Here is a 25,127-nt window from a genome sequence, read left to right on the forward strand (position 1 = left end):
CGATCATCCTTCTTAGACCGCTTTGATCTCCAGCGTGATTCCAGCGTTTGTCGCGGTCGCGCGGACGTTCGCCAGCGTCTCCACCACCCACGTCGCGCCAGTCGCTCGCAACTCCTCGACCGTGTGCGTCCCCGCAACCGCGATCACACGAGCTCCCGCGGCCAGGCCCGCGCCAATGCCGTTAGGCGCGTCTTCGACGACTACGCACTTCGTCACATCCTGCCCGATGATCTCCGCGCCTTTGCGATAGGGCTCAGGATCCGGCTTGCCGCGCGTCACACTCTCCGCCGTGATGAGCTCATTCGGCACCGGCAGACCCGCCGCACCTAGCCGAGCCAGCAACAGCAAGCGCGTCGCTGAGGTCACAATCGTCCAACGGTCCTTGGGCAGGCTATCGAGCAGCGCCTTCACACCATCCAGCAGCTCGATATCGTGCACATCCGCAACTTCGATGTCCTCGATCCGCTTGAGGCCCGCCACGATATCGACGCCGGGCTTCAGCGATTCCATGATCTCAACAGCCCTGGTACCGTGCGGTACCACAACTTGATCGGCATCAGGCACACCATACTCCTCAGCCCACTGCCGCCAGCTGCGCACCACGCTGCCCAGCGAGCTGACCAGCACACCATCCATGTCGAAGAGCAGGCCCGCGGCTTCCACGGTCACGAATTGACTCACTGCTTTTCTCCCTCGAGCACGAAGCTCTTTGCCGTCGCCAGCACCTCGTTCACGCTCTCCACCGAGCAGCTCTCGCAGTAGACGCGCAGCAGTGGCTCGGTGCCGGAAGCGCGCAGCAGCAGCCACGTCTCAGCGGCGTTCGGCTTGCTCGCGCATGTGGGGTTTTCGAGGAAGAACTTGATGCCGTCCAGCCTCTCCACCTTGAGAATCTTCATGCCCGCGAAGCTGTCGCCGGCCTTCAGCTCGGAGGCCCGCGCAATCGCCGACTGCTTCAGCGCCTCGTTGATGTGCATGTCGATGCGGCTGTACTGATGCTCACCGTACTTGGCCTGCAACGCGGCCACAAGCTCGCCCAGCGTCTTGCCTTCATCGGCCATCACGTTCGCAATCAGCAGGCTGTTGAGCAGCCCGTCCCGTTCAGGAAGATGGCGCTTGATCCCCACGCCGCCCGACTCTTCGCCGCCAATGAGCACATCGCCCGCGAGCATCAGGTCGACCACATACTTGAAGCCGATGCCATGCTCCAGCAGCGTGCGTCCATGCGCCGCGGCAATGCGGTCGAGCATCTTCGTGGTGTTGAACGCGCGCGTCACATCGCCCGGCCAGCCCTTGCGCTCCAGCAGCCACTCCAGAATCACGGAGTAGATCTTGTGCGCGTCGACGACATTGCCATGCTCATCGACTGCGCCAATGCGGTCCGCATCGCCATCCGTGATCAGGCCCGCGGCGCACTTCGACTCGACGACTGCAATCTGCGTTGCAGCAATATGAGGAAGAATCGGCTCCGGATTGATGCCTGGAAACGCCGGGTTGTACTCGTTGCGAAACTCCACGAACGGTATGCCCGCACGCGTGAAGATGCCGGCAATGTATCCCGCGCCCGCGCCATACATCGTGTCGATGAGGAACCGATACCCCGACTTCTTGATTGCCGCCAGATCGACGAAGGCCTCGAGCGCCGCGATGTACTCCGGCGCGAAATCCACGATCTCAATAGGCGCCGGTGTCGCGGCATCCGCCAGCGGAGCGAGCAGGTAGCTCTCGATCTGCTGGATGATCGCCGGCGAGCCCGAGCCGCCGTAACTCGCCTTGTACTTCACGCCGTTCCACTCCGCAGGGTTATGGCTGGAGGTAATCATCACACCGCCCGCGGCCTTGCGGCCCCGCACTGCAAACGACAGCTCCGGCGTCGGCGTCACCTTGTTCGCGAGGAAGACCGGGATGCCGGCCTGCGAGATCACATCGGCAACAACATTCGCGAAGGACTTCGACCCAAAGCGCGTGTCATAGCCAATGCAGACTCCGGCAGCTGGATCTTCATGGTGCTGCACGTACAGCGCAATCGCCCGCGCCGCCACGCGCACGTTCTCATACGTGAAGTCATCGGCGATGATGCCTCGCCAGCCGTCCGTTCCGAACTTTACTACCGTGGTCTCACCCATCTCGTGACAGTCCTCATGCGTGGCGAGAGTGCGGGTTCGCCTCTCGCGTCTCGTATTTCGTATCTCGCATCTCTGCGCGTCTAGATCAGATCTTCGCGTCCACTCTCGTGGATCGCACGCACCAGCTTGGACACATCCTGCGAGCGCGCCCGCGTCGTGATGAGCAGCGCGTCCGCCGTCTCCACCACCACCAGCCCGTCGACGCCAAGCAGAGCTACAGTCTTGCCCGGAGCGTACACGTAGTTACCTGCGGACTGGATAGCGAATAACCCCGTGGTCTCGCCGTCCATCACGTTGTCGCGATCGTCCTCGCCCAGGTGCTCATGCAGCGAGGCCCATGAGCCGAGATCGTTCCATCCAAAGTCCGCCGGCAGGCAGTAGATGTTCGATCGCGATTCACCCTTGCCCGAACGCGGCTCCAAGACAGCGTAGTCGACGCTGATGTTTTCGCACTTCGGATACTCCTCGCGGAAGACGCGTTCGAACTGCGGCGTGCCATAGGCCGCGGCAATGCTCTCCAGGATCGGAGCCATCTCCGGTGCATGTTCGCGAACCGCATTCGCCAGCGTCTTCGCGCTCCACAGGAAGATGCCCGCGTTCCACACGAAGTTCCCCGCCGCGACGAAGCGCTCCGCGGTCACCGGATCAGGCTTCTCACGGAAGCGGCGAACGCGATAGACGTCGATCGGCGCAAACCCTGCCTGGGTTTCGTCGCGGCGCACTCGCGCGCCCCGCTCGATGTAGCCATAGCCGGTCTCGATGCGCGTGGGCTTCACCCCCAGCACCACGATGTTGTCTCCCGCCGCGGCAAGCGCGATGCCCTTCTGCAGCACTTCGACGAAACGGCGATCGTTGCTCACGACATGGTCGGAAGGGAAGATGCCCAGCACCGTGTCGGGCTCGGTCTTCTCCAGCAGGAACGCCGCCAGCGCGCACGCCGGAGCCGTGTTTCGCGGCGCAGGCTCCGCCAGCACATGGCTCCCCGGAATGGCAGGCAGCTGGTCCACGATCACCTGCCGCAGCCAGTGGTTCGTCACCACCCACGTGTCCTCGCAGGAAGCCACCGGCCCCAGCCGCGCCAGCGTGTCCTGGATCATCGTGCGCTGCCCCTGCAGAGCCAGCACCTGTTTCGCCCGGCTGCGGCGACTCCGCGGCCAGAACCGTGTACCACTGCCGCCGGCCAGAATCACCGGAGCAAAGCGTATACCCTGCGTGGATTCACTCATTGTTCCCTATCGTACCGAATGCCGCCCGCATAAAAGTGAAAACGGCAGCCCGAGGGCTGCCGTTCGTACTTCATCCAACAAAATTCAGCGAGCAGGAGCTACGCAAGCTTGGCGAGGAAGTCGCGCATCCGCTCCACACCCTTGTCGATCACGTCCGCTGAGACGGCATACGACAGACGCACATGCTCATGCGTCCCGAACGGCTCGCCCGGCACCGTCACCACGTGTGCCTCCGTCAGCAGCTTCGACGCAAGATCGCTCGCCGACTTGATGCCGCCCTTGCCGATGAAGTGCTTGATGTTCGGGTAGACATAGAACGCGCCCTCAGGCACCGTGCAGGTGAGACCCGGAATCGTTTTGAAGCCTTCCAGGATGCGGTCGCGCAGCTTGATGTAGTCCGCGCGCATCTCGGAGACGCAGGTCTGGTCGCCGCTCAGCGCCACCACGGCAGCCTTCTGCACAAACGTCGCCGTGTTGGAGGTCGACTGCGACTGCAGCTTGCTCATCGCCGCGATGATCTTCTTCGGACCCAGCGCAAAACCCGCGCGCCACCCGGTCATGGCATACGTCTTCGAGAGCGACCCGAGCACCAGGATGTGCTCCTTCGCTTCCGTTACGCTTGCGCCGGAGACCAGCTCGCCATTGAAGCTCAGGTACGCATAGCACTCGTCGATCAGCACATAGATGCCGCGTGCGTGCGCCAGCCGCACAATCGCGTACAGCTCGTCCGTCGGAATCACATTGCCTGAGGGGTTCGAGGGAGAGTTGAGAATGATCGCCTTCGTCTTCGGCGTGATCGCGTCCTCGATCATCTTCGCGGTCAGCTTGAAGTTCTCCGCCTCGTTCGTCTCGACGAACACCGGCGTGCCTCCGGCAAACTCGATGATGTCCTTGTAGCTCACCCAGTACGGCACCGGCACGATCACCTCATCGCCGTGATTGATCAGCACCTCGACCGCATTGAAGATCGCCAGCTTGCCGCCTGCCGTAAACACGCACTCTTCCGGCGTGTACTGCGTGCCAAAGTCTGTGGCGTGGCGCTCGACCACTGCCTTGCGCACATCCGGGATACCGGCCACCGCGGTGTAGCGCGTAAAGTTCTTCTCGATGGCGTCAATCGCAGCCTGCTTGATGTGCGCGGGAGTCGAGAAGTGGGGCTCGCCCGCGCCGAAATCGGCGAGGTCGATGCCCGAAGCTTTCATCTTGAGCGCCTCGGCGGTGATGGCCATCGTGGCCGAGACTTCGATGCGTTCAATGCGGTCGGTAAGGGTCTTCTGTGCTTCGGCGATCATGCCTCCTAGTGTCTCAGATTCATCCCGCTCTTCGCATCTGCGGCACCCGCATTTCCATCCCTCGAGACAACCGTTCCCGTCGCCCTGCGCCGTGTCCCCCGTTGCAGGAAGCGGTCCCCATTCGGGCCTGCGAGATGCAGGATGGACCTACGGCGGTCGCTCCCGTCGCTTACACTGAAGCGATGCCCGAATCGTCTCCCCGTCCGCTTCGTGTTGTCGCCATCGGCGGCGGGACCGGCCTTTCCACCTTGCTGCGCGGCCTCAAGCGCTACGTCAGTGTGCCTGGGGTCTCGGCTGCCAACTTCGAGCGCCGGCTCTATCCCTCCGCGCCCCACGTGCCGGATCGCCGCATCGTCCAGGGAATCTGCCCGACGCCGCCATGCCTGATCGGTGAGCTCTCCGCCGTCGTGACGGTCACCGATGATGGCGGCTCCTCCGGCCGCCTCCGCGAAGACCTCAACATGCTTCCCCCCGGCGACGTGCGCAACTGCATGGTCGCCCTCAGTGAGGACGAGCACCTGCTCTCCCGCCTCTTTCAGTACCGCTTCGAGCATGGGGAGCTCGAGGGCCACAGCTTCGGCAACCTCTTCCTCGCCGCGCTCTCCGGCATCACCGGAGATTTCGCGCAGGCCGTCCACACCAGCTCCCAGATCCTCGCCACGCGCGGCCGCATCTACCCCTCCACCACCGCCAACGCCACGCTGGCCGCCAAGATGGACGACGGCACCATCGTCCGCGGCGAAACGAAGATCACCAAGTCGAAGCGCTCCATCGTCGAGCTCATGCTCGAGCCCTCCGACGCGCCGCCCCTGCCCGAGACCCTCGAGGCCATCGCCGCCGCCGACCTCATCACCCTCGGCCCCGGCTCGCTCTACACCTCGCTCATCACCAACCTGCTCGTCCGCGGCATCTCCGAGGCCCTGCGCGCCAGCTCCGCCACCCGCGTCTACATCTGTAACCTGATGACCCAGGCCAACGAGTCGCTCGGCCTCTCCGCCTCGCAACATATCGAGCGCATCTTCAACCACGCCGGCGGCCGCATCTTCGACTACGCGCTCATCAACACCGCGCCCATCCTCCCGGCCACGCTCGACCAGTACGCCCGCGAGGGCCAGACGCCCATCGAGGCTGACCTCGCCCGCGTCCGCGCCCTCGGCGTCGAGCCCATCATCGGCAACTACCTCCACGAGGGCGAAGTCCTCCGCCACAGCTACGACAAGGTAGCCTCCACCCTCATGACCCTCGCCCTGCAGCCGAAACCCACCACTGTAGGCTGACGATCGGGCGACAAGGTCTTCGCCATCCGTCTGAGGACCCCTGCCGCCCGGAAGGGTTATCCCACCCTCACCAATCGGTGGACTGCCCGCCAGCCATTCCTTGCGCTAGACCATTTTCCTGTAGGTGTAGTCCGGGGCCTCGGTCTCCATGGGCGTTTTCCCCAATGAAAACGCCGCTGCACACCAATCATGGGATACCCAGCAACAGGAAAAATGGTCTAGCATGGCCTCACGTCCATGGGTAAGCCTCCCAGCACCGCGCTCAAGATGCCACGCGCCTTCTTCGGGCGCGTGATCCTCGGCGCCGCGATGATCGCCTTCGGCGTGGAGTTCGCGCTCGCCGGCCACCCGCTGGACGGCCTTCCTCCGCTGCCCTGGTTCTCGCCGCAACCCGCCATGCTGGCCTTGATCCTGAGCGTCCTCCTGCCGGTCCTGGGTGTCGCGCTCCTCTCCCGCTTCCGCGTCCGCGAGTCCAGCTTCCTGCTGGGCGTCGTGCTGATGGCAGGAGCAGCCGTGCACCTGTTGCACCTCATCGACGTCCTGCACGACCCCATGGAGCGCAACCGCTTCCTCATCCCCGTCGCCCTCGCCTGCGGGTCGTTCGTGCTCAGCCGGCTGGCGCTGCAGACCGACCGCAACTACCTCTTCCTCTCAGCCCGCGCGCTCTTCGCCTTCATCCTCATCAGCTTCGGAGTGAACCACTTCCTCTACACCGGCATCTTCGCTGGGCAGCTGCCCGACTGGTTGATCCTTCACCTGGTTATTGTCCGCTTCACCGGCGGCTGCTTCATCGCAGCGGGGCTCGGCATGCTCTCCGGCTATTTGGCCCGCCCGGCAGCATTACTGCTCTCGGTCATGCTCGCGACCTGGTTCTTTCTGCTCGATGTGCCCGCCATCCGCGCCGACCACCTGGACGCTAACGCCCGCATCCACGGCGAAGTCCTCGTGGCCCTCATCGGAGCCGCGCTCCTGATGGCAACCTCGCCCAAGGTCCCTTCCCTGTATCAGGACATGGCCCTCGATAACCTGTCCCGCGGCCGCTAGCTCGCAGCGCTGATGGCTACCAGCCCTTGACGAGCTTCCGGCTCCACAGTCCTCTTCAACTGCCCGCAAGCCGCATAGATATCCCGCCCCCGCGGCCGCCGGATGTACGTCGCCATCCCGCCCTCGATCAGCATTGCCTGGAAGCGCGCTACATCCTCGGCCTTCGGCTGGTGGTAGTCGACCCCCGGCCCTGGGTTCCACACGATCAGGTTCACCTTCGCGCGGACGCCCTTCAGCAGCTCCAACACCTCGAGCGCATGCTCCTGCTGATCGTTCACCCCGCCCAGCAGCACGTACTCGAACGTCACCCACTCCCGCGTGCGCAGCGGAATTCTCAACACCGCCTCCAGCAGCTGCGCGATGTTCCACTTGCGCGTAATCGGCATGACGCGTTCCCGCACCACATCGTTCGACGCATTCAACGACAGCGCCAGCTTCGGCCGCATCGTCTCCTTCGCAAACGCTTCAATGCCCGGCAGAATCCCCGAAGTCGACACCGTCATCCGCGACTCCGGAATGCCAATCCCTTCGACCAGCAGGCGCACGCTCTTCATGAATTCGTCGTAGTTCAGGAACGGCTCGCCCATGCCCATAAACACCAGGTTGATGCGGTCCTTGCCGATGCGAATCGTCTGGCGATTGAGCACCGCGGCCACCTGCCCTGCAATCTCTCCCGCCGTCAAATTCCGCCGGATCCCCAGCTTTGCCGTCAGGCAGAATTGGCAGTTCACCGCGCAGCCCACCTGCGACGAGATGCAGATCGTAGCCCGTCGAAAACCCCGCTCCGCCAGCGCCCCAAACTCCGACTTCGCCCGGCCCTTAGCCCTACGATCCCAATAGCCGCCGCCTGCCGCTAGGTCCTGGTCTGCTGTTCCGCTGTTCTGCTCCTGTGCTGTTCTGCTGCTCTGCTGCGCTACACCAGCGACCGCCTCTTCCGCTGTCTCCACCTCGCCGGCCTCTTCCTCAGCCGCCTCGGAGCCATCCCCGCGCTCGCCGCCATCGCCATCCGGCATCCACACCGTCTCGACCGTCTCACCATCGGCCATGCGCATCAGGTACCGCTCGGTACCGTCGACGGATACCGCCGTCTGCACGATCTCCGGCATCCCGACGCGAAAACCGTCCTGCATCAGCGTGTCCCGTAGCGACTGCGAGAGCGTCGTCATATCCTCCACGCTCGCCACGCGCTGCCGGTACAGCGCCTCCCACACCTGCCGCGCCCGGTAGGGCTTCTGACCGAGGCTCTTCATCTGCTCCGTCAGCTCTACCAGCCCCATCCCAAAGAGTGCGCGCGTCTCCATCGCTCTAGTTTACGACCCCCGCGCCGGACCGGAACTCGGCGAGCGACGCCACTGGGACTCGCCTAGAATGGAACCTCCCTGAGAGGTTCCCAGATGAGACGCTTTCGCCTGCTCTGCCTGCTGACTCTCGCAATGCTCTGCCTGTCCTGCCCCTCGCTCGCCCAGGAAGGCGACCGGGCGGCCCTGGAGCGCACCAGCGCCGCGATCCGCAAGGCGTTCTCCGACGGCGATGTCGCCGCTGCCATGCGGTACCACCATCCCCAGGTCCACAAGGCCCTCGCTTTCCAGAAAGTGCTTATTGGCCGCGAAGCCGTAGCCTCCGATCTGCAAAGCACGCTCGCGCAGTTCCACCTGGAGTTCGTGGAGAACAACGTCGAGAGTCTGCTCATCCAGGGCGATACGGCCGTCGAACAGACGCTCTTCACCATCCGGGGAACACCGCTTCACGGCGGCGCTCCGTTCCTATTCAAGGGCCGGTCCATGATCGTATACGTCCGCTCGCAGCAGAGCCCCAGCGGCTGGGCCTCGATTCGCGAGATCATCCAGCCTGCGACGGAGTGACACGACCCCGCTTCCAGACCGCACAGTGTCCTCAGTGCAAGCCGATCTCGCGCAGCCTGACATCCGCCTCATGCACCCCAGCGTCGACACCTGCCTGCGCGTAGAGAGCACGCGCCTCCGTCCAGCAGCTGCCTGAGGACTCCTCCTCGCCACGAGCCTGGTGGGCAAGCGCCAGCACCCGCAGGGCGTTGGCCATCTCCAGCGGCAAAGGAACCTGCTCGCGATAGAACGCCACCACCGCGCGGGCATTCGTCAGCGCCGCATCGAGCTCTCCCAGCTTGCGCTGCAGCGCGGCCGCGTGCCGCATCGCGTGCGGCCATCCCGGAGTTTCCTCCCCTGCATCTGCGCCCTTCGTGGCAGCTTCGACGTAAAGCTCGACCGCCCGCGCACGATCCCCGCCACGGCTTGCCTCCGCCGCCCGCGCCTCAATCTCCCGCCAGCCTTCGCTCATGATCGCCTCTCCTATGCCGCTCAAACTATCACCAACCCCAGGCGTGAGATACGGCTTTCCATGCGCTGAAGGCTGGGCTTCACGATTCTCCGCTGTGAAACAATATTCGTGATGCCTATCTCCGTTCCCGTCGCCCCCACATTGGATCCAGCCGCGACGCTCACCACCCCACACTCCCGCGACATCCGCTCTACTCGCCTCTCCAACGGCCTCCTGGTCCTGACCGAGCGCATGACCCATCTGCGCTCCGTCTCCATGGGCGTCTGGGTCGACTCCGGCTCGCGCGACGAAGCGCCCGAGGTCAACGGCATCTCCCACTTCCTCGAGCACATGGTCTTCAAGGGAACGACCACGCGCTCCGCCTCGCAGTTCGCCCGCGAGGTCGACGCGATCGGCGGCAACCTCGATGCCTTCACCGGCAAGGAAACCGTCTGCTTCAACATGAAGGTGCTGGACGAGAACGTCCCCGCGGCGCTCGACCTGCTCAGCGACCTGGTGCTCCATCCCACCTTCGCCCCTGAAGACATCGCGCGCGAGCAAGGCGTCATCCTCGAAGAGATCAAGATGGACGAGGACAATCCCGACTACCTCGTGCACGAGCTCTTCTCGCAGGCCTTCTGGAAGGGCGACGCCCTCGGCCGTCCCATCCTCGGCACCGCTGCCACCGTCTCCAGCTTCACCCAGCAGATCGTGCTCGACGAGTACGCCCGCCGCTTCACCCCCGCGAACATGCTCTTCACCGCGGCCGGCAATCTCGACCACGACGACTTCCTCGCCCAGGTCGAAGCCACCTTCGCCTCGCTCTCCGCGACTGGCAGCCAGCGCCTGGAGCACGAGCCCGCACCCAAGACCTACCCGCACATCACGCTGCGCAAAAAGAAATCCCTCGAGCAGGTGCAGTTCTGCCTCGCGCTCGAGTCCATCCAGGTCGCCCACCCCGACCGCTACGCCGCCTACCTGATGAGCAACATCCTCGGCGGCGGCATGAGCTCGCGGCTCTTCCAGTCCGTCCGCGAGGACCGCGGCCTGGCCTATTCCATCTACTCGGAGATGAACCCGCTCCGCGACACCGGCTCGCTCGCCGTCTACGCCGGTTGCGACGCCGCCAACGTCCGCGAGGTGCTATCACTCACCCTCGCCGAGTTCACCCGCCTCAAGCAGACTCCCGTCTCCGCCGAAGAACTCACCCGCGCGCAAGACCAGATCAAGTCCAACATGGTCATGGGGCTCGAAAGCTCCTCCTCGCGCATGAACTCCCTCGCGCGCCAGCAGATGAACTTCGGCCGCTTCTTCTCCATCGACGAGATCGTCACCGAGGTCGAACGCGTCACCGCCGCCGACATCCAGCGCCTCGCCAACGATCTCCTGCAGCAGGACCGCATCGCCCTCACGTTGCTGGGCAACCTCGGCCCCCTCAAGATCACCCGCACCGACCTCGCCTGCTAAACCGCATTGGCTCGACGACAGTGATGCTGGCCCTCCATCAAGGCGTGAATACCACGATGCGGTTATTGATGGTGGTCATGGGATGGCCATGGCCATCGTCTTCCACCGTATGCAGACCGCCGCCCTCGGTCACTGGAACGTAGCCTAGTATCTTCCCGCTCTTGCGATCGAGCTTGACGATCCAGCCGGGAGCTCCGGTCGGTGCGTTCAACGGCGCGGTACCAGCCCACAAGCTGCCGTCCGGCCCCAGTGCAAGCGAATAAGTGCGGCCCAGACTCCCAATCTCTCCGAGGAACCTGCCTTCGAGATCGAACTTCTCGATGCGACCGTTCTCGCGGTCCGCAACATACAGCACATCGTTTTCGTCGACCACGATCGAGTGCGGGAGATGAAACTCCGCAGGACCGTTGCCATGGGTTCCCCACTCACGAACCAGCTTCCCGAATGCGGTGTACTCGAGGACACGGGCGTTGCCATAGCCGTCGGTGATGAAGATACGGTCGTGCGGCGCAAAGGTGATGTCGGTCGTGCCTTTGAAGGGGTTGGGGATATCGGGCTGACCGCCGACCTCGATGCGAAGCAGCTCCTTGCCGTCGGGCGTGTATTTGAGGATGCGCGAGCTGGAAGCATCGACAGTCCAGACATTGCCGTCGTGGTCGAGGCGGATAGCATGCGGGATGGTGTAGAGGCCTTTTCCGAAGGCATGGAGGATACGTCCTTGCGGGTCGACGGCGAGGACCGGATCAGCCTTATCACCCCGCTGGATGAGCCATACCACTCCAGTCTTTCTGTCGCGTGCGATCCATGAGACCTTGCCGAGTTCCTGACCCTCTGGGAGTTGGACGGCGAGGTCGTGCGGCGTGAGCGGGAGACGGGGCGAGGCTTCGATCAGCGCCTTCAGACGGTCGGCCGCCTCGGCCCTCGATTCGATCTCTGCCGGTGTCAATCGGGAAGGCGTTTGAGCCGGCGAGAGGTGCGCCGCCGTGAGCAGCGCGAAGCAAAGCAACAGCCTGGGTCGAGCATGGTGAGAGTCCAGCGGCGCGAGCATGGCGAGAGTCTAGCAGCGATTGAGGGAGTGGGCATTGAGCACCCCTGGATTCCCTTATCCCCGCTGCAGTCGCTAATGCTACGAACCTCGGCCTGACTCCACCATCTCGGCGCCAGGATCCCGGCGGCGACTGAAGCCAACAGCAACAACTTCGCTTAGCAGCGCAGTCGACGCCGCACCGCTCCTGCAGAAGTCAGAAGACAGAAGCCAGAAGACCCGTCCCAATCACCTGCGCCAGTCCTTCGACGCAAGAGGCCCTCTGCTGAGACGTCCATGGGCATCGGAGACGCAGTATGTTCACCCGCTGAAGAGGAACCGCTCTCTTTACAATCCCGCCTTCAGCAACTCCCGAGCAATCACGATCCGCTGAATCTCGCTCGTCCCTTCGCCGATCGTGCACAGTTTCACATCGCGATAAAACTTCTCTGCCGGATAGTCCTTGATGAATCCATAGCCGCCGTGGATCTGCACACCCTCATCGCAGATCCGGCACGCGACCTCACTCGCAAACAGCTTGGCCATCGCGGACTCCTTCGTCACGTTCTTCCCTGCATCCTTCATCCGCGCCGCACGCATCGTCAGCAACCATGCGGCTTCCAGCTGCGTCGCCATGTCCGCGAGCTTGAACTGAATCGCCTGGAAGTCGCTGATCGACCGCCCGAACTGCCGTCGCTGCTGCGCATACTTCAGCGCCGCATCCAACGCTCCCCGCGCGATGCCCAGCGCCAGCGCCGCAATCGAGATGCGCCCGCCATCGAGCACGCGCATCGCATCCTTGAAGCCCTCACCCTCGTTGCCCACAAGGTGATCGTCCGGCACAAAGCAATCCTCGAAGATCAGCTCCGACGTATCGCTCGCCCGCAGCCCCAGCTTGTTCTCCTTGCGCCCCGCACGAAATCCAGCCGTCCCCTTCTCCACCAGAAACGCCGAGATACCGCCATGCGTCTTCTTCTCCTTGTCCGTTACCGCGAGCACCAGCGCACAGTCCGCATGGCTTCCATTGGTGATGAACGTCTTCGAGCCATTGAGCTTCCACCCTCCATCCACCTTCGTCGCTGTCGTCCGCATGCCTCCCGCATCCGAGCCCGACCCTGGCTCCGTAAGTCCCCACGCGCCAAGCCACGCTCCGCTCGCGAGCTTCGTCACCCAGCGCTTCTTCTGCTCATCATTGCCCGCAAGCATTACGTGGTTCGTGCACAGCGAGTTATGACTCGCCACAATAATTCCCACGCTTCCATCCACGCGCGATAACTCCTCGATGGCGAGCACATACTCCACGTAACCCATGCCCGCGCCGCCCAGCGACTCCGGGAAGATCACTCCCATCAGCCCCATCGCGCCAAGCTGCTTCACGATCTCTGCCGGGAACTCGCTCTTCTCATCCCACTCCGAAACGTGCGGCCCGATCTCCCGCTCCGCAAAGTCGCGAATCCCCTGCCGCAGCTGCTCCTGTGCCTCATTCAGCTCGAACATCTCTCTACCCGGCCCTTCCGCGCTGCGTTCCACACCACCGCGCATCGCGCTGCTCTGCGCCACGCAAGCTAGCACAGTCGAGACAACGCTGGCCGCGCGCTGCAGCGCCCAGGCGCCACCACACCAGGAAGAATCTCCGCCACCCGTGATCCCGTTTTCTCCTCCGCGGTGTCTAATGGCGCAGAAGTCAGCCGCCGTTCGGGCCCACTCAGAGTTCCATTAAGACGCGTTCGCGCGCCAGGGGATCATCATGCGCCTCCCGCTTCCCGTAGCCGTCCTCACGCTGACCGCATCCGCTTCGCTCTCCGCGCAACAGCCAGCGAAGCCCGCGCACCCAACGCCGCATCCCGCGACCGCCTCCACGCTCCCCGTCACCAGCGTCTCGCTCTACAAAAACGGTGTCGGCTTCTTCGAGCACACCGGCAACGTCACCGGCAATGGCGCGGTCACCATCGACTTCACCAGCGCCCAGCTCAACGATGTCCTCCAGTCCCTCACCGCCATCGACCTCGGCGGCGGCCGCATCGCCGGCGCCGGCTATAACTCCGCCACGCCCCTCGACCAGCAGCTCCGCACCCTCCCCTTCACTCTCAGCGACGACTCCTCCGCAGCCGACTTCTACGCCGCCATCCGCGGCGCCCGCGTCGAGGTCCACGCTCCGGGTGGCTCCATCACCGGCCGCCTGCTCTCCATCGAAACCCGGACTACGAACGCCGGCGATGATGCCAAGCCTGCCGCCGAGCGCCGCTATCTCACCGTCGTCTCCGACTCGGGCGAGGTCCGCACCCTCGAACTCACCTCCGCCACATCAGTCCGTCTGCTCGACCCTGCGCTTCAGCAGTCCGTCGGCCGCTATCTCCAGCTCGTCGAATCCAACCGCTCCCAGGGCCTCCGTCACCTCACCCTCCAGGACAACGGCACAGGAACGCGCGAGATCCGCGTCTCCTACATCTCCGAGGTGCCGGTCTGGAAGTCCACCTACCGCATCCTCTTCACGCCGTCGTCCAGTGGAAGCACCACGACGCTCCAGGGCTGGTCCGTTGTGGACAACACCACCGGCGCCGACTGGGTCAACGTCCACCTCTCCCTCATCGCCGGCGCCCCGCAAAGCTTCATCCAGCCGCTCTCCCAGCCCATCTACTCCCGCCGCCCCGAGATCCCCATCGCCATCGAAGCCCAGCTCACGCCGCAGACCTTTGACAGCTCTATGGAGCCAAACACATCACCCAAATCGGTCATGGCCGACGCACCTCCCCCGCCCGTGCCGACGATCATGACCCGGCGCGCCCTTTCATCCGTCGGCGTTGCAGGCATGAGCGGCATGGCCGGAGGCGCTTCCAGAGGCATCATCGGCGGCATGCCTGGAGCGGCCGGAGGGCCCCTCGCACAGAACGATCGCTTTTCCGGCGGTGGTTTTGAGGCTCTCTATGAGAACGCAGCGGCATCCTCCATCACCCCCAACAGCTCCGCCTCCGCCTTCGACGACTACTTCGCCTACACCCTCGACAACCCCGTCACCATCCTCAAGAACCAGTCCGCGCTCGTCCCCATCCTGCAGACCAAGATCCCCGCCGAGAGCGTCACCCTCGTCTCCTACGCCAACGGCCGCATCTCGCAGCCGCTGCGCGCCCTCTGGCTCACCAATGCCTCGGGCTTGACGTTAGACCGCGGCAGCTTCACCGTCATCGAGTCCGGCAACTTCGCCGGCGAAGGCCTGCTTGACCCCGTCCACGCCAACGAGAAGCGCCTCGTCTCCTACGCCGCCGACCAGGCCGTGCACGTCACCACCGAAGGCGACAAGACCACCAACCACGTCACCCTCATCCGCGGCTCCAAAGGCGTCCTCGACATCCATCGCGCCGACATCCACGAGATGACCCTCGTCTTCCATAACGCCGCGGCGACCCAGCGTACCGTCGTCTCCGAGGTGCCCGTCGTCAAGGACTGGGAGCTCGATAGCAACCCCAAGCCCGTCGAGACCACCGCCACCGTCTATCGCTTCCGCACCGAGGTCGATCCCGGCGCGACCGTGCGTCTCCACGTTGGGGCCAAACATAGCGGCTTCAACACCTACTACCTCACCAACAGCAACGACAATCAAATCCAGTTCATGCTGCAGCAGACCAACAACAATGCGGCTCTCAAGGCAGCGCTCGAACCCGTCCTCGAAGCCCGCCGCAAAGTCTCCTATGCGCAAGACCGCGTCAACGAGATCAATACCAAACTCACCGATCTCCGCAGCGACGAAGACCGCCAGCGCGCCAACGTCGTAGCCCTCGCCTCCGCCGACCACACCGCCCGCGACCGCTTCGTCAACGATCTCAACAAAACCGAAGACGCCATCCATGCCGCCCAGGCCGAACTAACCCTCCGCCAGAAAGCGCTGGAGGATGCGAAGTCCGACCTCGCCAACAAGATCGAAGCCTTCACCCTTGACGAGCCCCTCAGCTGACCGAAGCCCGGAACCGACTCTGCTAGAGCGGTCAGTGGATCAGTGATTCTTCAATCTCCGCAGTCCTCTCCACCGCCCGCTCCCCGTCCCATCGCAGCACCTCGTCCCGGCAATCCATGTACAGCTTTCCTTTTTCAAGGACAACCGCAACGTTAGAGTCGGAGGGAGATATGCACCCCGTCAGCCCTCCGCGGTATCGCCCGGACTCGCTGTTCCAGATGCCAATGATCGATCCCCCAAAACGCCCCTCGCGCGTGAGTGCCAATAGGTATCGTCCATCCGGCCACCATACAGGCGCGCCAAAACCGTCACGCGGTGTTCCCTCCAGCGGGCGCAGCTCCCGAAGCATCCGTCCCGTGGCCACATCCCAAATCCGCAGGTGGCACGGGAACTCGACCGACCAATTCTGGCTGACCGTCACGATCGCCACCTTTGACCCGTCCGGGGAGTACACCGCCGCTTGCAGCTCATACCCAGGATCGATCTGCACGATCGTTCGCCCCGTCTCAGACTCGATCAGGTTGATCTCTCCTGTGGGAAGCACCCCTATGCCACGCTTCCAATCTGGTGCTGGATAGTATGCGACTGCGCCCGCAGGGACTCCCTGCATGCCATCCACCCTCTGCCACGTCGCGGTGTCGTAGACCTGGAGATCCGGGATACTGCTCTGCAACAGCAAGCGCCGCCCGTCCGGAGTGAACTGCGCCGCATAGACGAACTCCCGTCGGTTGCCGATCGGCGGCTGCCGAAACTCGTGGAGGAACGCTCCACTCCGCACATCCTCAATGCGCAGCGTTGTCCCTGGATCGTGACCCTGCGGTGCTTCTCTCGGTTGATGCAGCTTCTCAACCCGTACCGTCGTGTCGAACCACTGTCCGGGATTGACCTCGACCGCGCGCAGACGCCCATCCGAGCTGACGGCGAGAACACGCTTCTCTCCGACTAGCGCCATCTGCCAGCTGTCCGGCGCAGGATTCAGTGAGTCCTTCCAGAGCGCCTCAGGCTCGAATCGAGGAAAGTCGTACAGCGGCCACGTATCCGCCCCTAGCAGGTCGGCCATCTCAATCACCGCTTCCGGCAGGTTCGCACGGTCATACACCCGCGCCACCATCCCTCTTCCGGAATCCAACTGGACCACCAGACGCCTCCTTTTCGGCGGTAACCACGCGTGATCGTCAGGCAGATCTCGCATCAACTCCTTCAGCCTTTTGAAGTCCTCCTTGGGAATCTTTTCCGGGCCACCGCCCTGCACTGCCATCGACGTATACCGCACCATCGAAAGCGTACCCTCCGTCGAAAGCGCAAACGTCGTCACCATGCTCTGGAGCAGCTCGCCGCCCTCTCCCACAGCACCATCCGGAACGTCGTCCGCGAGCAGGCTCATCGCAAGCTCAATCTTGTGATTGTCCCCTGGAGCCCCACGCAAAGGCCCCTGCCTGTACTCGGCAATCCAGGACGCGTAGCTCTCCCTGGCCGCCTCGGCAGAAGCCCCCTGCACAGAGGTCTCCGGCACAGAAGCCTCCGGCACCGCCACCGCGCTCCCGCTCTGCGCACACGCAAGATTCGCAGCCCAGCAACTCACCAGCACGTACAAAGCAACTCTCGTTCCGGCCATACTCGTTTGACTCCCGACATCTCAACTGGAGTGGTAATGGAAGATCATCCCACAACACGGGCCAACCTACCCCGAACAACCCGCCGTCAGCACCTACAGAGCCGCCACGCATTCAGCAACGCGTTCTCCATCCAACCCCTCGCTTGACTCCCAAACAATAACGGCGGCCCGAAGGCCGCCGCTGTCGTTCTTCACTACTCACTGTCTACTGTCTGACCTCTACTCACTGCCTCACTGCGGCTTAGGAGTAAACAGCACAAACCTCGCGCTCTCCTCGGCCCAGTTACTAAGCAGCCTCGTCGCCAGCTTGCTGTGCGCCAGCGACTCCTGCTCCTTGACAAGCGCATAAAGCGTCGCCTGTTGCTCCGGCGTAGCCTCGGCATAACTCTGCGCGCCCAGGAACTCGTCGTGGTAGCGCTTCTCGCTGACCATCGTCTGCTCCTGGTCGTAGATCCACGCCAGCCCGCCCGTCATACCGGCGCCAAAGTTGATCCCCACGCACCCCAGGATGACCACCATGCCGCCGGTCATGTACTCGCAGCCATGGTCGCCCACGCCTTCGATCACCGCCGTCACGCCCGAGTTACGCACCGCAAACCGCTCCCCCGCGCGTCCCGCTGCGAACAGCCGGCCCGCAGTGGCACCATACAACGCGACATTGCCCAGCAACACGTGATCGTGGCTGTTCTCCGCCGCCAAACCCACAGCACGCAGCACCAGCTCCGCACCCGAGAGCCCCTTGCCGACAAAGTCATTCGCCTGGCCGGTAAGAATCAGCCTGATCCCCGTAGCCGAGAACGCCCCGAAGGACTGCCCCGCCGTGCCCTCCAGCTCAAAGGTGACATCAGCTTTATCTAACTCACCCTTGGCGCGCTTGAGAGCCAGTTGTCCCGATAGCCGCGCACCCACCGCACGATGCTCATTCGTGATGTGCGACTTCACGTGGAAGCTCTCACCCTTTGCCGTCGCCTCGAGCGCAGGCTCGGTCCACGGATCGTCCAGCGGATGATCTTCACCCGGCCGCGCATTGCGCATTCCCATCCAGCGCGCGGGCGTACCCTCCCACGCTTCACCGTCTCCATTCGCCAGCACCGGCGTCAGGTCGATGTTGCCATCGAAGCGCACCTGCTCCAGCAGATCGACGCGCCCAATCGCCGCCTCAAGGTTCGGCAGGCCGAACTTCGCCAGCAGCCGCTGCAGGTCTCCCGCCAGCTGCTTGAAGAACGTGACCACGTGCTCCGGCTTGCCGCGGAACTTCGCCCGCAAATCTTCGCGCTGCGTGGCAATGCCCGTAGGACAAGTGTTGAGGTGGCACTGCCGCGCCATATCGCAACCCAGCGAGACCAGCACCGACGTTCCGAACGCAAACTCATCTGCGCCAATCAGCGCCGCGATCAGCACATCGCGCGCCGTCGCGATGCCGCCATCCGCACGCAGCCGCACACGCTCGCGCATGCCATTGGCGCGCAGCAGCTGCTGAGCCTCGGCAAGGCCAAGCTCCCACGGTCCGCCCGCGTACTTGATCGACGACAGCGCCGCAGCGCCCGTGCCGCCGCCATGGCCCGCGATCACGATGTAGTCGGCATAGGCCTTCGCCACTCCCGCAGCCACCGTGCCCACACCGAACTCGCTCACCAGCTTCACGCCCACAGCCGCGCTCTTGTTTACGCGCTTCAGGTCGTAGATCAGCTGCGCAAGATCTTCGATGGAATAGATGTCATGGTGCGGCGGCGGCGAGATCAAGCTCACCCCAGGCTGCGCATGACGCAGCCGCGCAATCAGTCCCGAGACCTTGTGTCCCGGAAGCTGTCCCCCCTCGCCGGGCTTCGCGCCCTGCGCCACCTTGATCTCGATCTCTTCAGCATGCGCCAGGTACTCGGCCGTAACGCCGAATCGCCCCGAAGCAATCTGCTTAATCTTGTTGTTCAGCGAAACATGCACCGCGGGAGCGGCAACGACCTCGGCGACAGCAGTGCCACCCGAACCCGAATGGGCCGCCACAAGATTCCCACCGTCCGGACCCTCGACCCTTGTCCCTTGACCCTTGACCCTATACACATCCGGATCCTCGCCACCCTCGCCCGTATTCGACCGCGCGCCCAGCATGTTCATCGCCGCGGTAATCGTCTGGTGTGCCTCCGGGCTCAACGAGCCCAGCGACATCGCGCTCGCGATGAACCGCTTACACAGCGTGTCGGGCGCTTCCACCGAGTCGATCGTCAGCTCTGGCCCGGAAGGACGAATCTCCAGCAGGTCGCGAAGGTTCTTCGCTTCCCCCGCATCCATATTGCGGCTGAAGATCTGGAACGCAGCTGCGGGATCGCTGGCCTGCGCCACGCCGCGCGCGCTGCCCACCACCGTCTGCAGCGCCTTCACCGTCGGAGGCTGCCAGGCATGCGGCTCCGTGATGTCGCCCTTGCGATACCGCACCCAGCCGTAGTCCGGAAGATCAATCGAGGCGGACTCACCCGGAGTAGCGCCCCAGCTCTCACGCAGCCGCCGGTCGAGCTCCGCAAACCCAATGCCGGAAAGCGGCGCAGGCGTCCGCGGGAAGCACTTCGCGATGATGCTCTGATGCAGCCCAAGAATGTCGAACAGGTGCGTGCCGCGGTAGCTGTCCACCACGCTGATGCCCATCTTCGACATGATCTTTGCCAAGCCCGCATCGAGCGACTTCAGCAGCATCTTCTCGCCGTCGACGTTTTCGGGGTAACCCTTCTCGCCGGCAAAGCTCGCCGCCGTCTCCAGCGCCAGCCACGGGCACACCGCGCCCGCGCCGTAGCTGAGAATGATGGCCGCGTGGTGAATATCCCGGCAATCGCCAGCCTCCACGGCAATGCCGCACAGGGTGCGCATGCCAGCCTCGACCAGCGCCTCATGCACGCCGCCCGTCGCCATCGCCATCGGGATCGGCAGCGCCTGCGCACTCGCGCCGCGGTCCGTCAGGATCAGCAACTTCGCGCCGTTGCGCACCAGCTCCACGGCCTTCGAGCAGAGGTCGTCCACCGCCTGCTCCAGGTTCTTCTCCGGAGCAAACAGACACGGCAGCTCTTCGAGCCTCAGCTCGCTCGCGTGCGGATACTCGCCCGAGCGGATCGCCTCCATCTGCCCGCGCGAAAGGAACGGCGAGTCCAGCGAGATGCCCGGCAGCGGTGCATTCTTATCCAGCAGGTGAGCCCACGGGCCGAAGCGCGTGCTCAGCTTCACCACGATGGCCTCGCGCAACGAGTCAATCGGAGGATTCGTCACCTGCGCAAACCGCTGCCGGAAGTACGCATACAGGGGCCGCGGCGACTTCGCCAGAAACGCCAGCGGCGTGTCATCGCCCATCGACCACACAGCATCCTTGCCAGTCGCAGCCATCGGCTGCAGAATCATCCGCAGATCTTCCTTGGTGTAGCCGAAGCCCTTCTGCAGCTCGCCAAGATTCGCAGCGAGCGCAGGCTTCTCCACCGGGGCCAACGCCTCGCGCTCCACCAGCACCGCGTACGGCGCCTTGGCGTCGAACGCATCCAGCATCGCATCGTTGTGGTAGATGCGGCCCTCGGCCATATCCACGCCCAGCATCTCGCCAGGCCCCAGCCGGCCGGACTCAACGATCTTGTCCGGATCGAGATCCACCAGCCCAGCTTCAGAGCCAGCCACCACGATTCCGTCGCTCGTGATCGCGTAGCGGCAAGGCCGCAGGCCGTTGCGATCCAGCGCAGCGCCCACAACAATGCCATCGGAGAACGCAATCGCTGCAGGCCCATCCCAGGGCTCCGTGCATCCTGTGTGATAGCTCAGGAACGGGCTCGGCTTGCCATCGTGGCGAAGCCCGCCCGCCGGCGGCAGCAACATTCGCACCGCCTCCGCGATCGTTCGCCCATTCTGGCTGATCAGCTCAATCGTCTCGTCGAGAGACGTGGAGTCCGTGCCGTCCTTGGTCAGGACCGGCTTGCTCTCCACCGGCAACGTCGCATCGCGCGCCAGCATGCGGGAGCGATTGCCCCACACCGTGTTGATCTCGCCGTTATGCCCCAGCTTGCGGCCCGGCTGCGCGCGATGCCACGCCGGCAGCGTGTTGGTCGCATAGCGCTGATGGAAGACCGCGAACGGCGTCACAAACTCCGCGGACTCCAGGTCCGGGAAGAACGCCGGAAGCAGCCGTCCCAGGCACATCGCCTTATACACAACCGTCTGCGCCGAGAGCGAACAGATATAGCCCGTCGTCTCGCCCAGCTCCACCGCGCGCTCGAACTGCTTGCGCGCCAGGTACAGCCGCCGCTCGATCGAGTCCGTATATTCCTCGCCCTGCGGATTGGGGTTAAACGTGAAAGGCCGTCCACTGGCGTCCGCGACCAGCACCTGCCGGATCTTCGGCATGGTGCTCAGCGCGATCTCTCCCAGAATCTCCGGGCGGGTGGGCACGTCGCGCCAACAAAGCACCTTCAGCTGCTGCGCCGCGAGGCTGTCCGCAAGCACCGCCTCGGCCCGGGTCTCGCCCTCCGGCAGGAACACCATGCCCAGGCCCAGCGCCTCGCTGTCCGGCAGCGCAATCCCAGTCTCCTTCAGCAGCAGCGCGCGCGGCACCGCCGTCATCAGTCCAATGCCGTCGGACGAGGCTCCATCCGACGCCACCGCGCCGCGATGTTCCAGCCGCGACAGCGCCGTAAGTGCATGCTGCAGAATGGAATGGCTCGCCTGGAAGTCCTTCTGCGCGACAAAACCAACGCCGCACGAATCGTGGTCAAAGCGCGAGTCGATCAGATTTTTCGGCCCGAGCGAAGCAGCCGCGCCCGCCCTGGAAATCGAGGCTACAGGGGCGGCGGTAGAAGACTGCTGCGCGCGGGTCCAACCCTCAGGTCCGGACCCTTGTCGTGGAGAAGATGACAAGGCCATGATTCAATATAATTCCGTTTCCCGGCCCAAAGCGAATCTGCTTCGGACACACAATTAGGGGCTCAAACCACGCCCTCCAGCAGACAGAACGAGACTGGACAGCAATCCTCGCCCCGCCCGATCCACCCAGTCCCAAAGCGGCCAGTACGACCGTTGACCGATCCAGCAGAAGAACTTCGCCCGGCCGCCGACCGTCCCGTCACCGCCAGGGGCATGTTCCCCCTTGACATGCCGCTTATGAATATTTATACATGATTAGTGGATGTTTATGCATTGAACGTGGCGCCCCCCCGGCGTCACGTTTTTACTTGCATAGGCTTGCCATAGATAGGCTGCAAACCGGAATGAAGACCGAACGGCACAACGCGATCAAGAGCCTCCTGGTGAAGACCGTCGTCACCAACCAGGACGAGTTGCGCCGCAAGCTCGCCGGCCAGGGCATTCATGTCACCCAGGCCACGCTCTCTCGCGACATCCGCGAACTCAAGCTGCTCAAAGGTCCCGACGGCTATGAACTCCCCGAAGAGGATTCCGACGAGGACGACATGCCGGCCATCGCCGGCGTACTCCGAGACTTCGGCACCGGCGTCAAGCAGGCCCAGAACCTCATCGTGGTCCACACCACCATGGGAGGAGCTCAGCCCGTCGCCGCCTCCATCGACTACGAAGAGTTCGATGAGGTCATCGGCACCATTGCAGGTGATAATACAGTGCTGGTCATCTGCCCGGACCTTCGCAATGCGGACGAGTTTCGCAGGCGAATGGAGGCCTACCTTGCGTAGGCCGGAAACACCGGCGCCGGGCCGCACATGAGGCTCACGCGCGCACTTCCCCATCGTCCCTTTCTCTCGCCGCCTGCATCCATGCCCCGCGAGTTGACCGAAGCCTGAACCGGAAGGCGATCTGACGTGACTGTTACCGCACAACTCGACATCGACACAGCTCCAAAGGAAGCCTCTTTCACGGAGAAGCCGACCCTCCGCACCGCCATCGCTGGAGTCACCGGCTATGCCGGAGCCGAGCTCGCGCGCCTCCTGCTCTCCCATCCGCGCCTCAAGAACACGCCGCCCATGCTGCTGGGCCGCGCGGGCGACGCCTCCGGACCTCCGGTCACCCTGACGTCGCTTCACCCCCAGCTCTCACACCTTCCCCACGCCGACGAGCTGGCCCTCGTGCCGTTCGACTTTAAGGCTCTCGCGCGCGAGCAGATCGACATCCTCTTTCTCGCCACGCCACATGAGGAAGCCCGCAATTGGGCACCCATCGCGCTCCAGCACGGCATCCGCGTCATCGACCTCTCCGCCGCCTGGCGTCTCCAGGAAGACGCCCACCGCGCCATCTATAAGCTCACCGACTCAGATCCGGCTGCCTCCGCTCTCCTGCAGCGCGAAGCCGTCTATGGTTCCCCTGAACTCCATGGGCCCCAGATCAAGACAGCCCGCCTCGTAGCGAACCCCGGCTGCTACGCCACCTCGGTCATCCTCGCGCTCGCGCCGCTCGTGCGTGCGAACGTGCTCGATCTCGATCGCGGCATCATCTCCGACTCCAAGTCCGGCGTCAGCGGAGCCGGCAAGAGCCCCACCGCTAACACCCACTTCATGCACGCGGCGGACAATCTTTCCATCTACGCTCCCTTCGGCCATCGCCACACCGGAGAAATGCTGGAGCAGCTCTCGCTCGACAACAGCCAGCTCCAGTTCACGCCGCATCTGCTGCCTATCCCGCGCGGCATCCTGTCCACGGTCTACGTCAAACTCTCCGAGCCTTCGACGCCCGAGACCATACAAGAGATCTTCGACACCTTCTACGCCGACGCCCCCATGGTCCGAGTCCGCACGTCACCTATGCTTCCCGAGATCCAGCACGTCGTCCGCTCCAGCTTCTGCGACATCGGCTTCCAGCTCGCACCTGACCATCAGCGCCTCCTCGTCGTCAGCTGCCTCGATAACCTGCTCAAAGGAGCAGCCTCACAGGCGGTCCAGAACATGAACCTCATGGCCGGCTTCCACGAGGCCGACGGCCTCCAATAGAGCTAGCGTCTAGCTTGCCTTCGCACTTTCGGTTGTCCTTCCCGAAGGGAATCTGCTTCTCGCATCTCGTCTCTCGCATCTTGTTCCTCGGAGTAACGCAATGAAATTCGTAGTCAAACTCGGCGGCGCGACGCTCGAAGATCCGGAGCTGCTCGAGCGCTGCTCGCGCTCCATCACCGAGCTCGTCCGCGACGGTCACAAGGTCGCCGTGGTCCACGGCGGTGGCGTCCAGCTCACCAAGCTGCTCGCCCAGATCGGCAAGAAGAGTGAGTTCGTCTCCGGCCTTCGCATCACCGACGCCGAGACCCGCGATGCCGCGCTCATGGTGCTCGGCGGTCGCGTCAACAAGACGCTCGTCGCCGCTCTCACCAAGGTCGGACAGTCCGCCATGGGCCTCACCGGCGGCGATGGCCACGTCTTCCGCGCCCGCAAGAAGCAGACTGACCCCAGCGTCGGAGATCTCGGCTTTGTCGGAGAAATCGCCCAGACCGATCCCCGCTGGCTCGACGCCATCTGGGCCATGGACGCCGTACCCGTCATCAGTAGCATCGCGTTGGGGTTTGACGGCGAGTACTACAACATCAACGCCGACGAGATGGCCTCCGCCTGCGCCGTCGCCACCAAGGCCGACGCCCTCGTCTTCCTCACCGACGTCCCCGGCGTCAAAGGCGCGGACGGCAACGTCATGCGCTGGCTCTCGTTGAAAGAACTGCCCGCGCTCGAGCAAAACGCCGTCATCACCGGAGGCATGCTGCCCAAGCTCGAAGCCTGCAAGAACGCTCTGCTCCACGGCGTCAAGCGAGTCCGCATCCTTCCCGCCAACCGCGCCGAGCTGCTCACCGAATTTGTCACCTCCCGCGTCGACGACGGCACCGAAGTCGTCGCCGCATAGCCCCACCGTCCCTCG

General features: G+C 64.0%; 18 protein-coding genes. 8 read left to right on the plus strand and 10 right to left on the minus strand.

The genetic code is table 11. The features are described 5' to 3' along the window. Positions 1 to 12: 12 nt before the first annotated feature. The 4 genes from AC5E6W_RS01355 to AC5E6W_RS01370 form a co-directional block, all read right to left on the minus strand. Complete coding sequence (locus tag AC5E6W_RS01355) at positions 13 to 681, minus strand: HAD-IA family hydrolase (protein ID WP_491750459.1); 669 nt, start codon at positions 679 to 681, stop codon at positions 13 to 15. After that, positions 678 to 2,123, minus strand: a complete 1,446-nt coding sequence (locus tag AC5E6W_RS01360; protein ID WP_491750460.1) for a phosphoglucomutase/phosphomannomutase family protein — start codon at positions 2,121 to 2,123, stop codon at positions 678 to 680. Before AC5E6W_RS01360 ends, AC5E6W_RS01355 begins: the two co-directional genes overlap by 4 nt. 80 nt (positions 2,124 to 2,203) lie before the next feature. After that, on the minus strand, positions 2,204 to 3,349 hold the full coding sequence (locus tag AC5E6W_RS01365) for a mannose-1-phosphate guanylyltransferase (RefSeq protein WP_491750461.1): 1,146 nt from the start codon (positions 3,347 to 3,349) through the stop codon (positions 2,204 to 2,206). Between the two features lie 98 nt (positions 3,350 to 3,447). Next, on the minus strand, positions 3,448 to 4,641 hold the full coding sequence (locus AC5E6W_RS01370) for a pyridoxal phosphate-dependent aminotransferase (RefSeq protein WP_491750462.1): 1,194 nt from the start codon (positions 4,639 to 4,641) through the stop codon (positions 3,448 to 3,450). Between the two features lie 182 nt (positions 4,642 to 4,823). Here AC5E6W_RS01370 and AC5E6W_RS01375 point away from each other — a divergent pair, with 182 nt between their 5' ends. Then, complete coding sequence (locus AC5E6W_RS01375; protein WP_491750463.1) at positions 4,824 to 5,918, plus strand: gluconeogenesis factor YvcK family protein; 1,095 nt, start codon at positions 4,824 to 4,826, stop codon at positions 5,916 to 5,918. A gap of 237 nt (positions 5,919 to 6,155) precedes the next feature. Further along, positions 6,156 to 6,962, plus strand: a complete 807-nt coding sequence (locus AC5E6W_RS01380; RefSeq protein ID WP_491750464.1) for a DoxX family protein — start codon at positions 6,156 to 6,158, stop codon at positions 6,960 to 6,962. Here the strand turns inward: AC5E6W_RS01380 and rlmN are convergent. Beyond that, positions 6,959 to 8,263: a dual-specificity RNA methyltransferase RlmN gene (rlmN, locus tag AC5E6W_RS01385; protein ID WP_491750465.1), complete on the minus strand. Its 1,305-nt coding sequence runs from the start codon at positions 8,261 to 8,263 to the stop codon at positions 6,959 to 6,961. The two genes, AC5E6W_RS01380 and rlmN, sit on opposite strands and share 4 nt — an antisense overlap. A 93-nt stretch (positions 8,264 to 8,356) precedes the next feature. Between rlmN and AC5E6W_RS01390 the strand changes: the two genes are divergently transcribed. Then, positions 8,357 to 8,824 (plus strand): YybH family protein, encoded by a 468-nt coding sequence (locus tag AC5E6W_RS01390; protein ID WP_491750466.1) that lies wholly within the window; start codon positions 8,357 to 8,359, stop codon positions 8,822 to 8,824. A 31-nt stretch (positions 8,825 to 8,855) separates the two neighbouring features. On the opposite strand, the gene AC5E6W_RS01395 is transcribed toward AC5E6W_RS01390, so the two are convergent. Continuing rightward, positions 8,856 to 9,275, minus strand: a complete 420-nt coding sequence (locus AC5E6W_RS01395) for a hypothetical protein (protein ID WP_491750467.1) — start codon at positions 9,273 to 9,275, stop codon at positions 8,856 to 8,858. 111 nt (positions 9,276 to 9,386) lie between these two features. Between AC5E6W_RS01395 and AC5E6W_RS01400 the strand changes: the two genes are divergently transcribed. Then, on the plus strand, positions 9,387 to 10,721 hold the full coding sequence (locus AC5E6W_RS01400; RefSeq protein ID WP_491750468.1) for a M16 family metallopeptidase: 1,335 nt from the start codon (positions 9,387 to 9,389) through the stop codon (positions 10,719 to 10,721). A gap of 37 nt (positions 10,722 to 10,758) precedes the next feature. Here AC5E6W_RS01400 and AC5E6W_RS01405 read toward each other — a convergent pair whose 3' ends face one another. Beyond that, entirely contained in the window at positions 10,759 to 11,769 is a 1,011-nt protein-coding gene (locus AC5E6W_RS01405) for a 6-bladed beta-propeller (protein ID WP_491750469.1), read from the minus strand. A 324-nt stretch (positions 11,770 to 12,093) separates the two neighbouring features. Beyond that, positions 12,094 to 13,242 carry an acyl-CoA dehydrogenase gene (locus tag AC5E6W_RS01410; protein WP_491750559.1) on the minus strand — a complete coding sequence of 383 codons (1,149 nt, stop codon included), beginning with the start codon at positions 13,240 to 13,242 and terminating at the stop codon, positions 12,094 to 12,096. 250 nt (positions 13,243 to 13,492) lie between these two features. Here AC5E6W_RS01410 and AC5E6W_RS01415 point away from each other — a divergent pair, with 250 nt between their 5' ends. Further along, positions 13,493 to 15,694, plus strand: coding sequence for a hypothetical protein (locus AC5E6W_RS01415; protein ID WP_491750470.1), 2,202 nt, complete (start codon positions 13,493 to 13,495; stop codon positions 15,692 to 15,694). 31 nt (positions 15,695 to 15,725) lie between these two features. On the opposite strand, the gene AC5E6W_RS01420 is transcribed toward AC5E6W_RS01415, so the two are convergent. Both AC5E6W_RS01420 and AC5E6W_RS01425 read right to left on the minus strand, forming a co-directional pair. Next, the gene (locus tag AC5E6W_RS01420) at positions 15,726 to 17,309 is read right to left on the minus strand and encodes a WD40 repeat domain-containing protein (protein WP_491750471.1); all 1,584 of its coding nucleotides are present in this window, start codon (positions 17,307 to 17,309) and stop codon (positions 15,726 to 15,728) included. Between the two features lie 231 nt (positions 17,310 to 17,540). Further along, positions 17,541 to 22,190, minus strand: a complete 4,650-nt coding sequence (locus AC5E6W_RS01425) for a glutamate synthase-related protein (RefSeq protein ID WP_491750472.1) — start codon at positions 22,188 to 22,190, stop codon at positions 17,541 to 17,543. A 344-nt stretch (positions 22,191 to 22,534) separates the two neighbouring features. On the opposite strand from AC5E6W_RS01425, the gene AC5E6W_RS01430 reads away from it, so the two are divergent. The 3 genes from AC5E6W_RS01430 to argB all read left to right on the plus strand — a co-directional run bounded on the left by AC5E6W_RS01430 (position 22,535) and on the right by argB (position 25,112). After that, a complete protein-coding gene (locus tag AC5E6W_RS01430) occupies positions 22,535 to 22,972 on the plus strand; it encodes an arginine repressor (protein WP_491750473.1) in 438 nt (145 codons plus the stop codon). A 126-nt stretch (positions 22,973 to 23,098) separates the two neighbouring features. Further along, entirely contained in the window at positions 23,099 to 24,220 is a 1,122-nt protein-coding gene (argC, locus tag AC5E6W_RS01435; protein ID WP_491750474.1) for an N-acetyl-gamma-glutamyl-phosphate reductase, read from the plus strand. Between the two features lie 100 nt (positions 24,221 to 24,320). Further along, the gene (gene argB / locus AC5E6W_RS01440; protein WP_491750475.1) at positions 24,321 to 25,112 is read left to right on the plus strand and encodes an acetylglutamate kinase; all 792 of its coding nucleotides are present in this window, start codon (positions 24,321 to 24,323) and stop codon (positions 25,110 to 25,112) included. Positions 25,113 to 25,127 lie beyond the last annotated feature (15 nt).

The organism is Bryocella sp. (assembly GCF_058498515.1).